Source organism: Caryophanon tenue (assembly GCF_001700315.1).
Lineage (GTDB): Bacteria > Bacillota > Bacilli > Bacillales_A > Planococcaceae > Caryophanon > Caryophanon tenue.
Genome location: NZ_MASJ01000008.1, coordinates 1 through 19,444 on the forward strand (window position 1 = coordinate 1; position 19,444 = coordinate 19,444).

The 19,444-nt window shown below is 41.3% G+C and carries 20 protein-coding genes, 1 pseudogene and 1 other annotated feature; of the genes and pseudogenes, 11 read left to right on the forward strand and 10 right to left on the reverse strand.

The genetic code is table 11. The features are described from left to right. Positions 1-204: 204 nt before the first annotated feature. Positions 205-843, reverse strand: a complete 639-nt coding sequence (locus A6M13_RS06935; RefSeq protein ID WP_066544301.1) for a cyclase family protein — start codon at positions 841-843, stop codon at positions 205-207. Positions 844-996: 153 nt separating this feature from the next. On the opposite strand from A6M13_RS06935, the gene A6M13_RS06940 reads away from it, so the two are divergent. Together A6M13_RS06940 and A6M13_RS06945 are read left to right on the forward strand one after the other, a co-directional pair. Further along, entirely contained in the window at positions 997-3,684 is a 2,688-nt protein-coding gene (locus A6M13_RS06940; RefSeq protein WP_066544313.1) for a response regulator, read from the forward strand. Further along, on the forward strand, positions 3,677-4,489 hold the full coding sequence (locus A6M13_RS06945) for a CheR family methyltransferase (protein WP_066544315.1): 813 nt from the start codon (positions 3,677-3,679) through the stop codon (positions 4,487-4,489). The genes A6M13_RS06940 and A6M13_RS06945 overlap by 8 nt, the downstream gene beginning before the upstream one ends. A 76-nt stretch (positions 4,490-4,565) precedes the next feature. Here the strand turns inward: A6M13_RS06945 and A6M13_RS06950 are convergent, their stop codons facing one another. Further along, positions 4,566-5,696 (reverse strand): SpoIIE family protein phosphatase, encoded by a 1,131-nt coding sequence (locus A6M13_RS06950; protein WP_066544322.1) that lies wholly within the window; start codon positions 5,694-5,696, stop codon positions 4,566-4,568. A gap of 203 nt (positions 5,697-5,899) precedes the next feature. Beyond that, positions 5,900-6,202 carry a hypothetical protein gene (locus A6M13_RS06955; protein WP_066544325.1) on the reverse strand — a complete coding sequence of 101 codons (303 nt, stop codon included), beginning with the start codon at positions 6,200-6,202 and terminating at the stop codon, positions 5,900-5,902. A 156-nt stretch (positions 6,203-6,358) separates the two neighbouring features. Here A6M13_RS06955 and A6M13_RS16655 point away from each other — a divergent pair, with 156 nt between their 5' ends. Beyond that, complete coding sequence (locus A6M13_RS16655; protein WP_083998256.1) at positions 6,359-7,324, forward strand: pyroglutamyl-peptidase I; 966 nt, start codon at positions 6,359-6,361, stop codon at positions 7,322-7,324. Positions 7,325-7,352: 28 nt separating this feature from the next. Here the strand turns inward: A6M13_RS16655 and A6M13_RS06965 are convergent, their stop codons facing one another. Beyond that, entirely contained in the window at positions 7,353-7,784 is a 432-nt protein-coding gene (locus tag A6M13_RS06965; RefSeq protein ID WP_066544327.1) for a hypothetical protein, read from the reverse strand. Between the two features lie 251 nt (positions 7,785-8,035). Further along, positions 8,036-8,274, forward strand: a binding site (T-box leader). Between the two features lie 113 nt (positions 8,275-8,387). Between A6M13_RS06965 and A6M13_RS06970 the strand changes: the two genes are divergently transcribed. The 6 genes from A6M13_RS06970 (at position 8,388) to A6M13_RS06995 (ending at position 12,226) form a co-directional block, all read left to right on the forward strand. Next, a complete protein-coding gene (locus A6M13_RS06970) occupies positions 8,388-8,933 on the forward strand; it encodes a tetratricopeptide repeat protein (protein WP_066544329.1) in 546 nt (181 codons plus the stop codon). A 340-nt stretch (positions 8,934-9,273) separates the two neighbouring features. Then, complete coding sequence (locus tag A6M13_RS06975; RefSeq protein WP_066544332.1) at positions 9,274-9,849, forward strand: hypothetical protein; 576 nt, start codon at positions 9,274-9,276, stop codon at positions 9,847-9,849. A gap of 22 nt (positions 9,850-9,871) precedes the next feature. Then, positions 9,872-10,273 (forward strand): hypothetical protein, encoded by a 402-nt coding sequence (locus A6M13_RS16100; protein ID WP_066544334.1) that lies wholly within the window; start codon positions 9,872-9,874, stop codon positions 10,271-10,273. After that, positions 10,260-10,727: a DUF4279 domain-containing protein gene (locus tag A6M13_RS06985; protein WP_169817420.1), complete on the forward strand. Its 468-nt coding sequence runs from the start codon at positions 10,260-10,262 to the stop codon at positions 10,725-10,727. The genes A6M13_RS16100 and A6M13_RS06985 overlap by 14 nt, the downstream gene beginning before the upstream one ends. 19 nt (positions 10,728-10,746) lie before the next feature. Then, the gene (locus A6M13_RS06990; protein WP_066544337.1) at positions 10,747-11,934 is read left to right on the forward strand and encodes a hypothetical protein; all 1,188 of its coding nucleotides are present in this window, start codon (positions 10,747-10,749) and stop codon (positions 11,932-11,934) included. 13 nt (positions 11,935-11,947) lie between these two features. Then, positions 11,948-12,226, forward strand: coding sequence for a CPCC family cysteine-rich protein (locus A6M13_RS06995; RefSeq protein WP_066544343.1), 279 nt, complete (start codon positions 11,948-11,950; stop codon positions 12,224-12,226). Here A6M13_RS06995 and A6M13_RS07000 read toward each other — a convergent pair. The 3 genes from A6M13_RS07000 to A6M13_RS07010 all read right to left on the reverse strand — a co-directional run bounded on the left by A6M13_RS07000 (position 12,194) and on the right by A6M13_RS07010 (position 14,609). Continuing rightward, on the reverse strand, positions 12,194-12,559 hold the full coding sequence (locus A6M13_RS07000; RefSeq protein ID WP_066544346.1) for a hypothetical protein: 366 nt from the start codon (positions 12,557-12,559) through the stop codon (positions 12,194-12,196). The genes A6M13_RS06995 and A6M13_RS07000 overlap by 33 nt on opposite strands. Before the next feature lie 74 nt (positions 12,560-12,633). After that, positions 12,634-13,776: an NRAMP family divalent metal transporter gene (locus A6M13_RS07005; protein ID WP_066544349.1), complete on the reverse strand. Its 1,143-nt coding sequence runs from the start codon at positions 13,774-13,776 to the stop codon at positions 12,634-12,636. Between the two features lie 74 nt (positions 13,777-13,850). After that, complete coding sequence (locus A6M13_RS07010) at positions 13,851-14,609, reverse strand: LamB/YcsF family protein (RefSeq protein ID WP_066544352.1); 759 nt, start codon at positions 14,607-14,609, stop codon at positions 13,851-13,853. A 101-nt stretch (positions 14,610-14,710) separates the two neighbouring features. Between A6M13_RS07010 and pxpB the strand changes: the two genes are divergently transcribed. Both pxpB and A6M13_RS07020 read left to right on the forward strand, forming a co-directional pair. After that, complete coding sequence (pxpB, locus tag A6M13_RS07015) at positions 14,711-15,406, forward strand: 5-oxoprolinase subunit PxpB (protein WP_425393911.1); 696 nt, start codon at positions 14,711-14,713, stop codon at positions 15,404-15,406. Continuing rightward, on the forward strand, positions 15,403-16,335 hold the full coding sequence (locus A6M13_RS07020; RefSeq protein ID WP_083998258.1) for a 5-oxoprolinase subunit C family protein: 933 nt from the start codon (positions 15,403-15,405) through the stop codon (positions 16,333-16,335). The genes pxpB and A6M13_RS07020 overlap by 4 nt, the downstream gene beginning before the upstream one ends. Before the next feature lie 96 nt (positions 16,336-16,431). Here the strand turns inward: A6M13_RS07020 and A6M13_RS07025 are convergent. The 3 genes and pseudogenes from A6M13_RS07025 to A6M13_RS07035 form a co-directional block, all read right to left on the reverse strand. Further along, positions 16,432-17,123: pseudogene (locus tag A6M13_RS07025) on the reverse strand (aquaporin). Positions 17,124-17,323: 200 nt separating this feature from the next. Next, positions 17,324-18,370, reverse strand: coding sequence for an AbrB family transcriptional regulator (locus A6M13_RS07030; RefSeq protein ID WP_066544359.1), 1,047 nt, complete (start codon positions 18,368-18,370; stop codon positions 17,324-17,326). Between the two features lie 89 nt (positions 18,371-18,459). Continuing rightward, positions 18,460-19,440, reverse strand: coding sequence for a VOC family protein (locus tag A6M13_RS07035; RefSeq protein ID WP_066544362.1), 981 nt, complete (start codon positions 19,438-19,440; stop codon positions 18,460-18,462). Positions 19,441-19,444: the final 4 nt, after the last annotated feature.

A 19,444-nucleotide genomic window follows, 5' to 3' on the forward strand; every position in this document is an offset into this window, starting at 1 on the left:
GAAATGACGATATTTCTCCTAACACTTTGTTTTGTCTCAACCTCTTTTGTTATGATGATAACAATTTTAAACTGACTGCTGCTCCGATACCTGTCCAAATACATAAACCGACAATTAAAAGTTCGAATACTTTAAGCCAACGACCGAGCTACGTTCAACTCATGCACTAACGAAGAGTGCCACCGTTCCCGAAATACGCGCATATTAAGCATTATCCGTAACGACAAATTGCTGTTTTTTCTGCACGACTGCTCGAATCGGTGACGCATCGCCACCTTGAATCGCAAGTGGCAAACCGATAAAATCGTAAAAGCCAGTGCTACAAGCTTGCAGCATTAAATTTTCGATAATGGTCATGCCTGTATCATTGCAAGCTTGATGCGCGACAAGTGGCGCACCAAATGCATCCACAGATGGTGCGTCTGTGCCGATTAAACGGATGCCGTGCGTCGCTAAAAAATGAATAGCTTCTGGTGAAAATGCTGTGAACGCCTCATCAAATGTAAATGGATGATGCGCTTTTTTTGTTTTGACAAAAAGGCGTGTAGAGTCTGGTAATGAACACGCACGTAAAAAATCGACCGTAATGTATGTTTCACTCGTTGCATCGACTATATACACATCACCGATAAATAAATCGACCGGTAGCGCATCAATGGACTTGCCAAAATCGTCATAATGATACGGTGCATCGACATGTGTGCCAGCATGAACGCTCATTTGAATTTGCCCGACATTTGCGCCGTCTTGTTCGTAAGTGGCATCCAGTTTATAAGTAAATGGTGTATCTTCTGGCCAAACGGGCATCGTATTTCGTAATGGCATCGTAATATCAATCCACATAAAAAATCCCCTTTCATCGTTACCTATATGTATGTTTACTATACCGCATTTAAAAAAACTATGGATAAATTGTACTGGAATAGGGTATTTTATGAAAGAAACATTTATAATGGAGGAGAGCAACCGTTTTTGTAAAAAGGAAGGGAAGAGTAGATGATGAGAAAACGCATCGGCATTCGCTGGAAGATAACGAGCGGTTATGTTTTTTTAATTGCTTGTTTATTAGTAGCGGGTGTCTTTTTGAATACCCAAATTAACGACATAAAAGTACAGCGTGATGAAATCATTTCGTATGATACAAAAATGCGTACGATGTCGAACCGGTTAGAGCGACATGTGTTGGCGATGGAATCGTCATTACATCGTTATTTAATCACAAGTGAAAGTCGTTATTTAGAAGCATACTATGAAAATGCAGGCGCGTGGGAAACGACGTACTATGAGTTAGGGGGATTTGTACAGACGTATTCGACACGACAAGAAAATTTAGATTATATTTATCGCGATATTGAAGAGTGGATAGCGACGATTGCCCAGCCTTTAGAGCAAGCCATTCGTGCTAATAATCGTGAAGAAATGATTGAAGCGTTTAACGGTGAGCAAAGCAGTGAAGCAATCAGCGATTTACAGCTACAATTTACGGAGTTTCGTAATGTCGAAACAGAGGCGATTGCCAATAAAATTGTTGAGCTAGATGCGAAAAATGAGCGCTTAACGATAAGTTTATTTTTCGCATTAGGGTTTATTGCGATTTTAGCGGTACTGATTTTTAATACGATTTCGCGTCGTGTTGTGACGTCGATTACAGATGTAACCGAAGCATTACACAATATTGAAGCTTCAAACGGTAAAGGACGTAAACGACTAGTGGCGACAACGAATGATGAAATGAAAGATTTAGTTGATGCAACAAATGCGCTATTAACGACGATGGAAAACCGTCAGTGGCTGCAACAAAACTTAGCGGATGTGTTACTAGAGTACCAAGGGATTGAGGAAGTGTCGGAGCTTGGGCAAACATTGCTGAAATCTCTTACAACACGTACAAGGTCCGTATACGGTACTTTTTATATGCAAGATGCAAAAGATGCAACGAAATATGTTAAGCTTGCGACCTTTGCTGAAGCAAGACATGATATCGGTCGAACACATTTCCATATCGGTGAGGGTTTAATTGGGCAAAGTGTGTTAGAAGGACGTGCGCTTAGCTATGAAAACCGTGAAAATGGTCTCCGCTTTATTGAAACAGCACTTGGTGATATTCAAGTTGCAAATGGCTTAATTGTACCGATTATGTTTGAGAAGCAAGTTGTTGCGGTGATGGAAATTGCGGCGATTCAAAATTATACTGCGCAGCATCGTGCATTAATTAATGAAGTTGTTGAACGAGTAGGTGTAACGATTAACAGTATTCAAACTCGACTGGAAATTACACGTTTATTAACAGCTTCTCAGTTGCAAACAGAAGAGCTTCAAGCACAGTCAGAGGAACTGCAAACGCAATCAGAAGAATTGCAAATGCAGACCGAAGAGTTAACAGCGATTAATGAACAGCTCGAGGAACGTACAAAAGATGCTGAACAGAAAACGCGTGAATTACAGGTGATACAAGTCGAGCTTGAGCAAAGTGCTGAGCAGTTGCGTCAAAGTTCTAACTATAAGTCGGAGTTTTTAGCGAATATGTCGCATGAGCTGCGTACACCGTTAAATAGCATTTTAATTTTATCGGAAATGCTTGCAGAAAATGCCGACAACCGTTTAGAAGATGAAGAGTTGGAGTATGCGACAATTATCCATAAATCAGGTGAGGATTTACTAGCATTAATTAATGATATTTTAGATTTATCAAAAGTGGAAGCGGGCAAAATGGATGTGTGGTTTAGTGAAACGGACTTACGTGAATTGCCACAGCATTTAGAAAGTATGTTTACACCGGTTGCACAGCAAAAGAATTTGCAGTTCCATGTAAATATCACGAAAAACGTCGCAACGCCGTTCCATACAGATGTGAAGCGATTCCAGCAAATTTGTAATAACTTAATTTCTAATGCACTGAAGTTTACAGAAGAAGGTAGTGTGCGTGTGAAAATCACAGCACCGCCCGTAACGGAGCAAATGCAAGAAATAAGCGAGCAATGGATTGCGCTAAGTGTTACCGATACAGGTATCGGTGTAGAAGAGCAAAAACAAGAGCTGATTTTTGAATCCTTCCAACAAGTAGACGGAGCAACAATGCGTAAATACGGTGGAACGGGACTTGGTTTATCGATTTGCCGAGAGTTTACAAAATTATTAGGTGGCTGGATTACACTACAAAGTGAAGTAGGCGTAGGCAGTACATTTACGGTGTATATTCCGAGCTTACCACAGGGGCTTCAACGTATTGTAGAAGCGCCAATACCACGCACACCGAAAGTATTGCCAGTGGAACGCGTGTATACGAACGAAGTATTTAATGGCAAAACAATTTTACTAGTCGATGATGATAGCCGTAATATTTTTGCATTAAAGCAAGCGCTAGAGCAAAAAGGTGCGACTATCATCGAAGCAGGAAATGGTGTAGAAGCGTTAGAAAAGCTAGAGCAACATACAGAGACCGATATTATTTTAATGGATATTATGATGCCAGAAATGGACGGGTATGAAGCGACGCGTTATATTCGTCAGCAATTACAGCTTGATTTGCCAATTATTGCGTTAACGGCGAAAGCAATGAAGCAAGATCGAGAAAAGGCTATTGCTGTTGGGGCATCTGATTATGTGACAAAACCACTCAACTTAGAACAGCTATTTTCTGTATTAACAGTATGGCTTGCGAAAAAGGAACATCATTATGGATAAACAACAGTTAGAATTACAGCTTTTACTGGATGCAATTTATGCTTTGTCTGGCTATGATTTTCGCGAATATAATCGCAGCTCGATTTTACGACGTATCGAGCATCGTATACGTCTTGAACAACTGCCAACCATTACGCGTTTAACGGCTGAAATCATTCATAACGAACCGTTGTTACATACGGTGTTAAATGATTTTTCAATCAATGTTACTGAAATGTTTCGTGACCCATTATTCTTCCGTACATTGCGCACCGATGTTTTGCCGAAACTAGCACATTTAGAGCGCATTCGTATATGGCACGCCGGCTGTGCAACGGGGGAAGAGGCGTATTCGATGGCGATTTTGCTAAAGGAACAAGGGCTACTTGAACGAGCAACAATTTATGCAACAGATATGAATGAGCAAGTGTTATTACGTGCAAAAGAAGGCGCCTTTTCACTTCAAAAAATGCAAGGCTATACGAAAAATTATTTATTAGCAGGCGGCGAGGAAGCTTTTTCAGATTATTATAAGACGGAAAATAACCGCGCGATTTTTAATCAAGAATTGCGAGAGGCCATTACATTTGCACAACATAATTTAGTAACGGACCAGTCATTTCAAGAGTTTGATATGATTTTATGCCGCAATGTGCTCATTTATTTCTCTGTACCATTGCAACATAAAGTACAAAAGCTTTTTTATGAAAGTTTAGCACGGGGTGGCTATTTAGGGTTAGGCGATAAGGAAACGATTCAGTTTACACCGATTGCCCGTCACTATCACGCGATTGATGTCGCGGAACGTATTTACCAAAAATCGTAAAGAAAAGCGTAGCGCAAAAAAAGCCTTCAGCAAGGATCCTTGCTGAAGGCTTTTAGTTTTGTCGCATATTTTGTCGTTACGTTGCTTGAATTAACACGACGCACATATCATCGGGTTGGTTTTGCTGGAGCGTTGGACAAACTAAATAATCAATCGGTGCTTGTTCATGCGTCCAGTTTGAGCTTGCAATTATCTGTAATTTTTTATCTGCTTTAAATTCGTCAGGTTCCATTGCTTCAAGAACACCGTCTGTAAACAGGACAATTTGAAGCGACGTTTCGTACGTGAGTAACGCTTTTTGCACAGTCATATCTTCTACAAAGCCAACAGCCCAGCTTGTTTGTGAAAGTGGCACTGTTTTTGTGCCATCGACAAGCGCATAGGCAGTCGGATGTCCTGCATTTACATATTCAACCGTTTTATGTTGTGTGTCGATAATTAAATAGACCGCTGTGAAATAATACAAAATGTTTTCTTGTTCATTATGTAAAAGGTTCATATAGCGGTTTAACTCAGCTATGACAAGTTCAGGCTCTGTTAACTTGGAAATCGCCTCTCGTAAAATCGAGGAGATATACATACAAACGAGCGAGGCAGATACACCATGTCCCATCATATCAAGTAAAATACAAGCATAACGGTGCTCGTCAATTTTGTGCCAATAATATAAGTCCCCTGCTAAATTCGACGACGGCAAATACGAGGCTGTAATGCTTAAATGAGGTTGGTTAATGGATGGGCTTAATAAACTTTGCTGCACACGTGCAGCTAAGTTTAATTCACGTGCAACATTACTTTCTTGTTTTTTATGCCAGTCCAACTCAGATTTTAAGCGCTGCGCCACACGTAAACGCGCCAAGAGCTCAACTTTGTTAATAGGCTTTGTAATATAGTCGATGCCACCAACATCAAGTGCTTCAGATAATTTGAATTTATCTTCGAGCGCTGTGACGAAAATGACTTGGATATCTTTAAAGCGAGCATCCTCTTTTAATCGACGACATGCTTCAATGCCATCCATTTCAGGCATCATCACATCGAGTAAAATAACTTCGACATTTTGCCATTGATTTGATGGACAAGTTAAATATGTAAACATTTCTTTTGCGGATTGGCATGAAACAAATTGGTCAATGCCATCACTTTTTAAAATCTTTTCGATTACAAATAAATTTACTTTATTATCATCTACTAGAAGAATAGTCATACGAATTGTTCACCTAATCTCTTTATACTTTACTATTCTGACACTCTTTATAAGTATACAGAAATGTCAAATGAAAGTGAACGAATAACCACTTGTTCCTGATGGGAGCTGACAAAAACAGTTCATTGGATATAGTGAGCGAGTAGGATTTTACTATAAAATAAAAGGAAGGTAGCGATATTGATAATATCACCACCAACCTTTTAAAACACCATTAGTGCAATATAACCGATTAAAAATAACCAACACATCGCAATCATGTAAAGTGCCCATTTCATATCGACATACATATTTATCGCACGCGCAATAAAATGATACGTTAAAAACACCATTAGTAAAAATAATGCAAAGCTAGATGGGAACATCAATGTCGCAAATACTTTAAAGAGCATGGTTGGTTCGCCACTATCGAAAATGGCATGAAGCATTACATTCATTAAGCGTGTGTAGGCAAACGTTAATATCATACTAACGATTGAGAAAACGATTACTCCAAAGCGGTTCACGTCTGCCACCTCACAATTTATTCTGCTTTATTATAGCAATTATTTTACGTGTCGACTATACGAAAAGCCCAGTAAAAGAAGAAACCGCATGCGTGTCAAAAACAAAGCGAAAAGGAAATATGCTACAATAAAACAACGAATAAGGGAGGGATATGGATGCGTAGAGAAGCGGAATTATTGTGGCGTCGCGAAAAATATGCGGTCATGTATTACAGTCAGGCACATTACAATCGTATACGCCTCTTAATGCGAGAAAATGCGGCTGTTGCAGACATTCAAGTAGCGATTGCAGAAGCTTATAGCATACAGCCGACAGCCGGTAGTCAGCGCAATGCGATTCAGCATATGTGGGGCTATTTTAAAAAATATGCGACAGCTGAAGAGAAGCAGCGTTATGAGCAATATATTGCACAGGACGACTTTTTAGCGCTACGCCATTATCTCGCGCAACTTGCTGTACAGTATAACGTGACATATTTACAAGAAAGTACGATTTTACAAAACATCGAGGAGAACGTAATGAAAACAATTTTAGTAACAGGCTTTGAGCCATTTTTACAATTACCGGTAAACCCAACCGAGCAAATTGCACGCGCATTAGACGGGCAACAATTCGGTGATTACATCGTACACGGCAAAGTATTGCCAGTTGATTTTCACGAATCAGAAAAGGTGCTAAAAGAATATTTGACGGCATTAGCACCAGATATTGTCGTATCGTTAGGCGTAGCGGCAGGACGTCATCAAGTTACACCTGAACGCATCGCAATTAATGTGAAGGACGGCGAAGTGGACAATAAAGGTTATGCGCCGACAGATGAAGCAATAGATGCAGATGCAGCGGACGGGCTGTTTACAATGTTGCCGATTCGTGCATTTGTGACGGCATTACAAGAAGCAGGATATCCAGCTAAAATTTCCAATAGTGCAGGGACGTATTTATGCAATAACATTATGTATGCTGGCTTGCAGTATGCACAGCAGTATCAGAAGCAGGCTGGGTTTATTCACGTGCCCGCAAACTTTGATATTAGCATTCGTCATCCACGCATTCCAGGGTGGCATCAACGTGATATTCAAGCAGCGGTTGAAATTTGCTTAACAACGTTAACGAAAGCATAAAAAAATGTGTGCCGCGGCACACATTTTTTTATTGCACTGATGAAAGTGCATAATATTCGAAAATTTCACCAGATTGTGGGTCTACATGATACGTGCGACGATCTGTGTAAAAACAATACATACCATCCTCGACACAAAAATCTTTATGACGTGGAAAGATGTCATCGTCCGTAACCGCACTTACTAATGCCTTTGCCTGCTCATATGTATAGTCAGGGAAGGATTGAACGATTAACCAATAGACGCATAATAAACTTGCTGGAAAAATAGCTGTCCACGGTGTTTGTACCGTTACATCAAAGTTATTTGCCCAAATTCCGCACGTAAGCAATATCCCACCTACTAAACAAATAAAGCCATTTTGGAGCATCGGCTCTACTCCAGCATATACATAATTTACATAGAAGAGCCAAATGCCAATCAAACATAACACAATGCTTACTAAAATTGGTAGTAACATAAAATCCCTCCTTTATGTATAAATAATTCTCGTTTATGTAATTTTAAAACATTTATGTGAAAAATGAAATCGTTTTCAAGTAGAAAAATAAAGAAATGATAGTTTTTCATCAAAATGAATATAAAGACTTATTTATGTACAAAATTCGCACATAATATAGAAAAAAGACGCATGATTATATTTTTTATGAATTATTTTACAAAAAATATTGAAAAAGTTGAAGGGAAGTGTTAGCATGTTCCTATCAAATGAATATGGCGTTGATAAGGATGAGTACGTAAACGAAAGTTTTCAAGAGAGCTTCTGATGGTGAGAATGAAGCAAACGGACCTTACGGAATATGACCTTTGAGCCTCGTACCGAATTAATAGTAGGCTACGACGAGCGGCACTCGTTACAACGGCAACAGTATGAACACGTACTGGCAGAGGTGAGCAATGTGAATTGCTGACAAAATTAGGTGGTAACGCGATGATTAATCGCCCTAATCGTACAACGTGACGATTGGGGGTTTTTTTATGAAATCAAGAAGGGCCTTACAAACATGCGAATTGCATAAAAAAGCTGCTAGTTGTGTAACAACAATTGAAATGGGGTTACAACATGAAAACGATTGACCAGATTTTCACTCGTATGGCGAGTACAACTTACTTTGATGAAAGCAACTTCTTACGAGAGCAGACCACGCAGCCTCAAGTGATTGAGCAATGTTTAACGCAATTGTCTCAACTACACTATGAGTCGGTCACAGATTTTTATGCCATTACGGCTAACGTCGCGTATGCCTATCATTTACTGAACGAACCCGCAAAAGCGATACAATATTATGAAAAAGCAATGCAAGTTTTAATTGATGGTGATGCACCATTATGTGGTACGTACATTCGCTTAGCGGATGTGCAAATGTATGATGGACAGTACGAAGCTGCAAAGTGTAGTCTTTTACGAGCACAGCGCTTACTTCAACAATACGGTCACCAAGAGTATGAGCAAGTGCTGTTTGAACAGCTTGCCAAATTATATTGGCTTCAACATTCATTTGAAGATGCACATGCATTTGTTGAAAAAGTGCTCTTGCTCCAGCATCGTACACAGTCATTATTAACGCAAACCATTTTGCGTCATACAGCATCATTACGGTATGCGTAAATTTTTGAGCGCATGATAAAAGAAAGCACACGTACAATCGCGTCAGATTGTGCGTGTGCTTTTTGTTGTACGAGTAGAACGAGCGCATTGCTTTTGGGAAATAAAAAACATTAAGTCGGTATACCTTATCTTATGATTAATCGTCATATTCTGTTCTGGATTCCGACGGTACATGAATGCATCTTCGCAATGCTTTCTGAAAAAAATTACATACTGTGAATGCTGTTTAAACGAAATGTATTGTTTTTGTAATTGTTCGATAAGGTGCTCCGTATGTGTTCACCAATCTATGTTACAATTAGTAAGAATTTTTTGGCAAAAAAAGAAGGGGTGGTGTGTAATGTTTTCAAATGAGCAATTGCATCACATGGTTCAGCAACACATAATCAGTGAACAGTATCCATACTCGGATAAGGATGACCGCACGTTACATCATTATCTTAAGCCATTGCTTGCGGAGCTGTCTCGCGCAACTATTCGTTATGTAGTAGAGCGCGACCATTTTGGCAGTGGCTATGCATCTTATATAAAGGTGTTTTGCTATGAAGATGCGTTTGTCAACATAGAGGAAAATCAATGGACGCAGCACAAGCAGATGGAAGGCTTACAAGTACTGATTAGCCGACTTGCACCGGTCATTGTTATTGGGCCTGGCTCAGAAAGTGTTACGTATCATCATGGTAAACAATGCGGTGGTAGTGCGGTCATGTTAGATGGCCCAGATAATTTATATATTGAGCCACAATTTGAAGCGTTACAGCACTATTTAATTCGGTTATTTATGAAATATCATTTTACTGTTTTACAACGGGAAGAATTAGCAGAGCCATTTGCGTATGATGGCACAATTCCAACTTTATCGCGTAGTAAAGGGAAGTACCTTGTATGGGATGCGGTATTTTATTGGGAAGATTAAGTGCAGCAAAGGATGTGTGCAGATGAAAAAACACGTGAGCCAGATTGATTTTCGCCCTGTTATTGGGCAGGCAATTACGCGCGTACAAAAAGACAAGCATACCGCGTTTATTATTGAGCTAGAAGCGGGTGCCATTATCATTGAATGTTCATGGCGACTTGTAAATGAGCAAGGTATTCTTATTGGCTATCGTGATATTATTGGCGGGCAATATACATACGAACAAGTGGCGAATTTTATCAAAGGAAAGCGCATCCTAAATATTGTTCACACAGAGCAATGGTCGGATCTGGCTATTCAACTCGAACATGGACGAACGTTACAGCTTTGGCATGATAGTGCTCTTTACGAAGGCTGGCAATTATCCGCAGCGGGTGGTTTTCTGGTTGTCTCTTTACGAGGAGGGGCTTATGATGAATTTTAATCATACAGGAGGACAATCGATGGCACAAACAACTTTATATGCGTACTTACAATTTAGAGGTAACGATGATTTTCCGCTAGAGGTTGTGACCGAGCGTTTAGGCATTGAACCGACAACGACATGGAAAGTAGGCGACCGTGTACGGGAAATTATGCCACTAGAGCGTTTTTATACGTCTTGGGAATACAAAGTCGCTAAACGTGAAACACGATATGTAGAGGACGTATTACAACCTATTTATGATCTGTTTTCGACGAAAGCGACGATGATTTGTGCGTTAAAGGAAGAACTGCAGATGGATGTTCACATCGCACTTGTGATGGAAGTAGAGCAAGGGGATATGCCAGGGTTTGAAGTTACGGCGGCATATAGTCAATTTTTAAGTAGTATCGGTGCGTCACTCGATGTTGATATGTATATTTATCCATTTGAGGAACGAGAGATGGATGCATAAAGGAGAAAGGACTGAATGTATGGAGCAATACATAGTACCATTTGTGAATGAACAAATTGTTTCATCGACAGTGGACGAACATAAGACCAGTTATTTTAATGAAGCTGGAAAGCTAGTAGCAGAGGCGAACTTTAGTGATGGGCAATTTTACGGAGCGGTATTTTACGGGAAAAGTGTCACCGATGAACAGATTACACAACAGCAAGCGCATGACATTGTGAAACGTGTCCAAACGATTTTTGAACAGCCCCAATTTAAATTACAATCACTTACATGCACGAATGATGAATATGTTGCGGTACTTAAGTGGCATGAGCCGTTATATGATATTGCGATTCCCAACACAGGCATGACGATAACGATTAGCTTAACAGGATTTGTCGAAGACGTTACATTGCAAGAAAATGATGTTACTATTCAATACCCCGAACAATTAATTACACAAGAACAGGCACGAGCCATTTTACAGCAGCAACAAATTGTCACGCTCGGCATTGTCGAAGAGCTTGGCTGGCAATATGCCTATAAACAAAAGTATGACTTATACGGTGTTGCCCCCGATGGCACCGTACGTTTTTGGTATGATGAAGAGGTTGTGAGTGAGGCATCCTTTCAGCCGTTACCACAAGTGCAGGAAATAGCAGATGTGCGAAGCTTCATACAAGGTGGGCGACAGGCGAATGTAGAACAGATGACGAGGGACGAGGACTTGTATTGGCGTATTGAAACAGATGAGCATCTAGTGCTTGAAGAAGATGTTTTTACACGTGCTTGTCAAATTGTACGTCATTTCGCTGGCGAAGAGTATACGCATTATTATCATGAAAACGTGCCAAGCTTACGCGTTGATGAGGATAGGTATGAGACATTTCGTTTTGTGTATATTTATGAAGATATCGCATTTGATTTCCAAGCGATTACGATTTTCGTGAACCGTGAAACAAATCAAATTCACTCCGTCAGCTATGTACCTATTCCAACAGCTACTTTTCCAACATTGCAAAAGCCTACGTTATCATTAGAACAGGCAAATCATATCGCCCAGCAGTTCATTGATGCGGAGCTAACGGTAGAACGTGATCTACATGATCGTAAGCGCTATTCCCTTATTTATTTACCGACCTATCCAACATCGCCAACAGGTGGGAATATTCAATACATTGATGGCTTCACAGGAAATGTACACTGGGTCGATACGGGTTGGTAAAGGAGGAAGATGGATGACGCTGTATACATGCCCTTGTTGTGGCTATCGAACATTAGAACAACCACCACCGGGCACATATGCTATTTGCGTATTGTGTGATTGGGAGGATGATGCAGTACAGTATGAGGATGTTGATTATGCAGGTGGCGCTAACACCTTGTCATTACGTACGGCGCAGCGAAACTTCCAACACCGTGAGCTTGGGTGCGCGCAGCAACATTTGTACAAAAAAGACAAAGCGTGGCGTCCGCTTCCTGCATTACGACACGACGGGCACTTTTCGGATTGTTAAGAGCTGTCCAACTTGTAGTAATAAAGCGTCCGCTGATTGAATGGTATGCAAATCGACCGTTGTGTTTTGCGTAATGCGATATGGTTCATGGTTTGAATTCAGCAGATGAGCGATTTCAATGGTACAGCTTTCATACGAGGCTGTTTGGGCATATAGAAAGTTTAGTAAAGACTGTGCTTGTCGTTTTTTCGAAAGCCCGTTATTAATTTCAAGCTGTATTGGCAACGTAAAGCCTTTTATATGCTCCTCACAAGGCATAAGTGAAAAAATGTGTTCGTTGTAAGTATGTGCATCGAGCGGAATATTTGCCGCAATATAATAGTAATACGTCATGGAAATCCCTCATTTCGTGAGTGTGAGACGTAAAAAGCCATCTTTTATAAACATAAAGGACGGCTTTTTCGCTGTTAAAATAATGTCGAGAAATTGGTAATCACTGTACGAATACATAAAACAGCCATTAAGACAACGACGATAACACCTGTAATCGTTAGCCAAAGTGGGTGCTTATATGTCGGTCCCATAATTTTTTTATTATAGGCAGCAATGAGCATAATACCGAGTGCAAGCGGTAAAATGAGCGCGTTTAGCGCACCGACGAATACGAGTGTTTTGACCGGTTGTCCAATCGTCGCAAAAACGGCTGTCGAGACGATAATAAAGCCAATCGTAATCCAGTTTTTATACGTTTCAAGAAGTGGGTGGAATGAACGGATAAATGATACCGATGTGTAGGCTGCGCCAACGACAGATGTAATCGCTGCTGCCCACATAATGACACCGAAAACGCGTCCGCCAAAATCACCAAGTGCATGGGTGAAAACAGAAGCGGCGGGGTTGTTAGGGTCTAATGTTAAGCCTTTAGAAACAACGCCCAATACAGCTAAAAAGAGTGCGACACGCATAACACCTGTAATTAAAATGCCTGTCACCGAGCCTGTTGTAATTTGCTTTAAATTTTCCTCGCCTGTAATCCCTGCTTCGATTAAACGGTGACCGCCAGCAAATGTAATATAGCCACCAACTGTTCCACCAACAAGTGTGACAATCGCAAGCCAACCAAACTCCTTAGGTACAAACGTTTGTTGAATGGCTTCGCCTACAGGTGGTGATGTAGAAAATGCCACGTAAAGCATGAGGAAAATCATAATGAACCCTGCGATTTGTGTCACACGGTCCATGACTTTACTCGCTTCTTTAAAAAGGAAAATAAAAATCGCAATTCCGGCACTCACAATTGCACCGTATAATGTATCAATGCCGAGCATCGCATTTAAACCAAGACCTGCACCTGCGACATTTCCGATATTAAAAGCTAAGCCTCCAATTACGATTAGCGTGGCAAGCACATAGCCAAGCCCAGGCAATACTTTATTGGCAACGTCCTGCCCGCGTAAGCCTGATACCCCAAGGACACGCCATATATTCATTTGTGCAATAATATCGAGAATTAATGAAATTAAAATGACAAAGCCCATACTTGCGAGTAGTTGCTCTGTAAAAAACGTTGTTTGCGTTAAAAATCCTGGTCCTACTGAAGAAGTCGCCATTAAAAATGCCGCGCCAAGTAAAACGGATACTTTCCCTTACTGTTTAACGTTATTCATCCAATCCCCCTGAGTGATTAATGAAAAGCTGTAACAGTAATGCCAGCTTCTTCTAACGCTGCTCGCGTACGTGACGCAAATGCTACCGCATGCTCCCCATCTCCGTGAATACAAATACTTTCGGCTTTCAGTGCAACCTGCGTCCCTTGCACCGATGTCACATGCTTTTCTTTTACCATTTGGACCACTTGTGCAATGGCTACTGTTTCATCGGTAATGAGTGCGTTCGACTGTTTGCGAGACGTCAGTGTCCCGTCTGCTTGATACGTTCGGTCAGCGAACACTTCATGCACGGTTTGTAAGCCGATTGCTTCTCCGGCAGCTGTTAATTCACTGGATGCTAAGCCAAATAAAATGAGCTGTGGTGATACGTCCTTGACCGCCTGTGCAATCGCATCGGCAAGTGGACGATTGACACTTGCCATATTATAGAGCGCACCATGAGGTTTGACGTGCTGCATTTGGACACCTTTTGTTGCTAAAAAGCCTTGTAATGCACCAATTTGATAGACGACCATATCGTACGCCTCTTGCGGTGTAATATTCATTTCGCGTCGCCCAAAACCATTTAAATCTGGTAGCCCTGGATGTGCGCCAATTTGTACATTGTGTGCAATAGCAAGCTCGACCGTCTTACGCATAACAGTTGGGTCTCCAGCATGGAAGCCACATGCGATATTGGCAGACGTAATATACTGTAAAATCTCCTCTTGCTCACCTAGTGCATACCGCCCGAAACTTTCACCTAAATCACAATTTATATCTACTTTAAACATAAAATTTCTCAACTCCTCTATAGGATGTCATAGTTTATGATAGTATTACATAAAGATTGAAAATTTGGAATATCTATTTTGTGAAAAGGCGGTGTTGCAACTTGTTTACACATATGAAAATCGCAAGTGAGCGGATGATTTTTGTGTATTTTGGCGATGAAATTCATGAACAAACACATGAAAACATTCGTCTCGCACTACAGATTTTGGCAGACAAACCAATCAAGGGGATAACGGAGATTCTACCTGGCTATACAAATATTTGTATTCATTTTGATCCACTTCAGATTAAAAAAAATACCGAAGAACAACAGCACATGACGAGTGCGGACATTGTGATGGCGTTTGTACAACAACGTCTCGCACAAAGCGGAGCGACAAAAAGGACGAGCACTCGCATTGTTGAAATTCCGGTAGTGTACGGCGGAGAGCACGGTCCGGACTTGGCGTATGTTGCACAGAAAAATGGATTAACGCCTGAGGAAGTAATTGACATCCATACAGCGGGGGATTATTTAGTGTATATGCTTGGCTTTGCGCCAGGCTTCCCGTTTTTAGGCGGACTTGATAAACGACTTGCGACACCGCGACGCGAAACACCCCGTTTACATATCGAAGCAGGCTCGGTTGGCATTGCAGGTGAACAAACAGGCGTCTATCCACTCGCAACACCTGGTGGCTGGCAAATTATTGGCCGCACACAGCTTGATTTGTTTTTGCCACATGAGCAACCACCGACATTGTTACGTGCAGGCGACCGTGTAAAGTTCATCGCAGTAAAGGAGGATGCACAGTGATAATTGTCCAAAAACCGGGCTTTTTCTCGACGATTCAAGATATGGGACGTACAGGCTTTCAGCAATATGGTGTGATTGTAAGTGGCGTGATGGATGAAGTGGCGTACCGTATCGGCAATGCACTACTGCAGCAATGTAATACGGCGTCAATTGAAATGACCGTCGTCGGAGGCACGTATCAATTTACAAAACCAACAGCGATTGTATTAACCGGTGGACATGTCGATGCGACGCTCCAAGGAAAGCAGATTTCTATGAACCGTGTTATTCACGTAGAAGCGAATGATGTGTTAGTATGTGGACCGATTACGCATAGGGTGCGCTGTTATTTAGCGGTACGCGGTGGTATTCAAGTCCCCATTGTTATGAATAGCCGTAGTACGTACGTAAAGGCAGGCATCGGTGGTTATGATGGTCGGGCGCTACAAAAGGGCGATGAATTACCGTATGAAGCGGGATATATGCCGAGCGGGAAACATCATTTACAGCTCGCCGCATTTTATACGAACGCCCCGATTCGAATCTTGCACGGGACAGAATGGGCAACGTTTTCGCATGATGTGCAACAAGCCTTTTCACACAATGTGTTTACAGTGTCACTCGAGGCAGATCGTATGGGATACCGCATGATCCCACAACACCCGATTCAAATTGCCAAGCCGTTTCAGTTAATATCCGAAGCGGTAACATTTGGCACCATTCAAATGCCCCCAAACGGAGAACCCATTATTTTAATGGCAGACCGACAAACGACAGGCGGCTATCCCAAAATTGCGCAAGTTATTGCGGCGGATTTACATCGCCTTGCGCAAATCGGCCCGAATGAAAAGGTGTTATTCGAGGTGGTGTCGATTGCCGAAGCGGAAGCGGCATATGAAAAGTTACAACGGCAGTTGAAAATGTTGGAAGTTGTGTTAGGTTTAATTTAAGATGTGTTTAAATATGTGTGGTTGCAATTATGAGTATTACAATGATATATCATCTATTCATAGGAAATTTTATTTCAATTATCAAGAGGGACTTTTTTACACGTCTTTATTCGCAATCAATTCATTACCACTTTCGGTGTCAAATAACGTTTTGCCTAAAATGGCTGCGACGACACCGCCTGCAATGGGGGCTAAAATGAATACCCATAGTTGTGATAAGGCTTCACCACCTGCAAAAAGGGCAGGTCCTAAGCTTCGTGCAGGGTTAACAGGGGTCCCTGTTAACGGAATGCCTAGTAAATGAATGAGTACCAGCGTAAAACCGATGACTAAGCCGGCTAAATTGGCATTGCCATTGTGCCCAGTTACGACAATAATGACAAGTACAAAGACGAACGTTAAAATAAATTCGGCGACAAACGCTCCAGATGCGCCAAGTGAGCCGAAGCTATTTTGTCCAAAGTTTGTGAGTGGTGAGTCTAATGTAGATAAAAAGAAATATAAGACCGCTGAACCTAAAATCGCTCCGACAATTTGTCCCGCTAAATAAAACCCAAGCTCGACTGTTGTAATGCGCTTATTGACAAACATGGCAATGGATACGGCTGGATTGACATGACAGCCTGACACGGTTCCGATACAGTATGCCATCGCAACGATGGATAAACCAAATGCCATCGAAATACCGAGAATCCCAACCCCGTCGACGCCCCAAGAACCGCTGTACCTGTACCAAATAGGACTAACACAAAGGTTCCGATGACTTCTGCAATCATTTTGTTCATAATTTCACCCCATTTAATAAAATTGATCGTGCAATCACAAGGAAGACAAATCCTAGAATCTGTTGTTATATTCCCGTTTTTCGCATGTTTTACACTAAGATATTTATTTTCGGGATATGAGTTTCTATTATTATATATGTTACTCAAACATATATAAAAATCCCTCTCGCGTCGGCACTGCGAGAGGGTCATTATAGGGTGTGTTACGAATGGTGAACAGTGAATGCTTCTTTGCGTCCCTTCATCGTGTAATAGCACCGCATTAGCGGCAAGATGATGAGGAAAATAAAGAGCAAACGAAATGTTTGAAACATGGATACCATCGAAGCGTCTGCATGAACGGCATCGGCTAAGAGTACCATTTGATCTAAGCCTCCAGGGGCGGTGCTTAGAAAACTTGTCGCAAAGCTTGTATGTAAAGCAAGCGACATTAAAAAACTTGAGCCAAACGTAAGAGCGATAAGCGCAGCGGCACTGACAAGCCCACCGACTAAAACTTTTACGGGGAGTTTAATCATGTGAGGCTTGAGCATTAAGCCGATATGTGCGCCGATTAGTAATTGTGCAACGTCCATCACAATATCAGGAACAGCAGGCATCGCAAGTGGGGTAGCGAGCTGCAACACAATTAGTAATAAAATAGGGGTAATAAAAAATGCCACTGGTATGTGTATACGTTGTGTCAAATGGGAAACACCCCATGCCAGGGCAATCAAAAGAAGTAAGCTAATCGATAAGGTTGCATCATTCGGGGGCTTTGTCATCATTTGACCAGCAACAAGCATTGGAACAATGATTACGACTAGTAACAAACGAATGACTTGGAAATAAGAAATGACACCAATCTCTTTCACTTTTTCTTCTTTTGCAAAAAGCACAATTTGGCTTAATCCACCGGGGATTGTACTAAGAACCGATGCTTTTAGTGGAATATGTGTCCATTTACTTGTAATATAGGCAATTCCGATCGCTCCTCCAATGAGAACGATATTGAGCAGAAGCATATAGACAAGTAGTGAACCCATCATGCCAAAGAGTGCGGTATTAAATTGCACGCCGATTACGGTGCCAACGATGACCACACCTAAATCGGCGAGCTTTCCGGGCCAGTACAATTTGCCATTATGCACAAATTGCGCAAGCATAACAAAAACGATTGGCCCGAGCATCCACGGAATCGGGATGTGAAATAGTTGAAATAAATAGCCACCGATTAACGATAGCGTCAGTACTTTTACAAAAGCTTGCACGCGGTAACACTCCCTTCATCAAAGGGAACGGCCCTTTGGTAGAAGTGACACCTACCAAATTGGGCAGCAGGCGGCACTTCTTTTACACGTTACGATTTAATTAATTGCTTTACTTGTTCTTCACGGTCTACATCATCGCGTCGACGGTCGCCCCAATATGCCGAGCCGTTTTTCAAGTATTCTTCATAAGACCATTTTACTGGCTCCCAGTCTGGCTCGAAGATTAAATACCCATTTGTGAAGATTTCTAAGCGTAAGCCACTGCCTGGATCTTTTACGTAAATATACATTGCTTGTGAAATCCCGTGTTTCCCTGGGCCAACAAATGCAACTTCTGATTCACATAAAATATCAGCAGCACGTAATAAATCTTGTGCATTGTCTAACCAATATGCAATATGGTGCATTTCATTTGGTGCTTTCGAGCGTGGTGTTGAAATAACGGCTACGTCATGCACTAAGTTTGTTACTGATAACCAGCTCGCTACTTGAACATCATCTGGATTTACAAAGTATTCACGTAATTTGAAGCCTAAAGCATTTTGTAAATATTGAACGATTTCTGCATTATCATGAGATGTTTGTAAATTTACGTGGTCAATACGACGCGGAGATACACCCTTTGCCCATGATTTATATGTTTGGTTTTTTAGTACCGATTTTCGAGATGGGTCTGCAGGTGTTTTGTCCATATCGTAGTATAGCTCAAAACGGTGACCAGATGGTAATTCAAAACGTACCGCTTCACCTTGACCTACTTCTTCGCCGGCAGCAACCCAGCGTACATCTGTCCCAGCATCTTCTAATAATTTAGCAAACGTCGCAACATCTTCACGACGCTTTGTGCGCCAACCGATATGGTCGATGTATGATGTTTCGCCAGCAGTAATTGATAATGTATGGTGTTCAAAGTCGCCCCATGCACGTAAGTAATGTACGCCATCGACTACTTCTGTTTCTTCTAAACCAATTGTGTCACGGAAAAACCATAATGATTTTTCTAAGTCTTCTGATACTAAAGCAACATGTCCTAGCTTTGCAATTTCTGGTGCGTAAATAAATTTTTCCATTGTA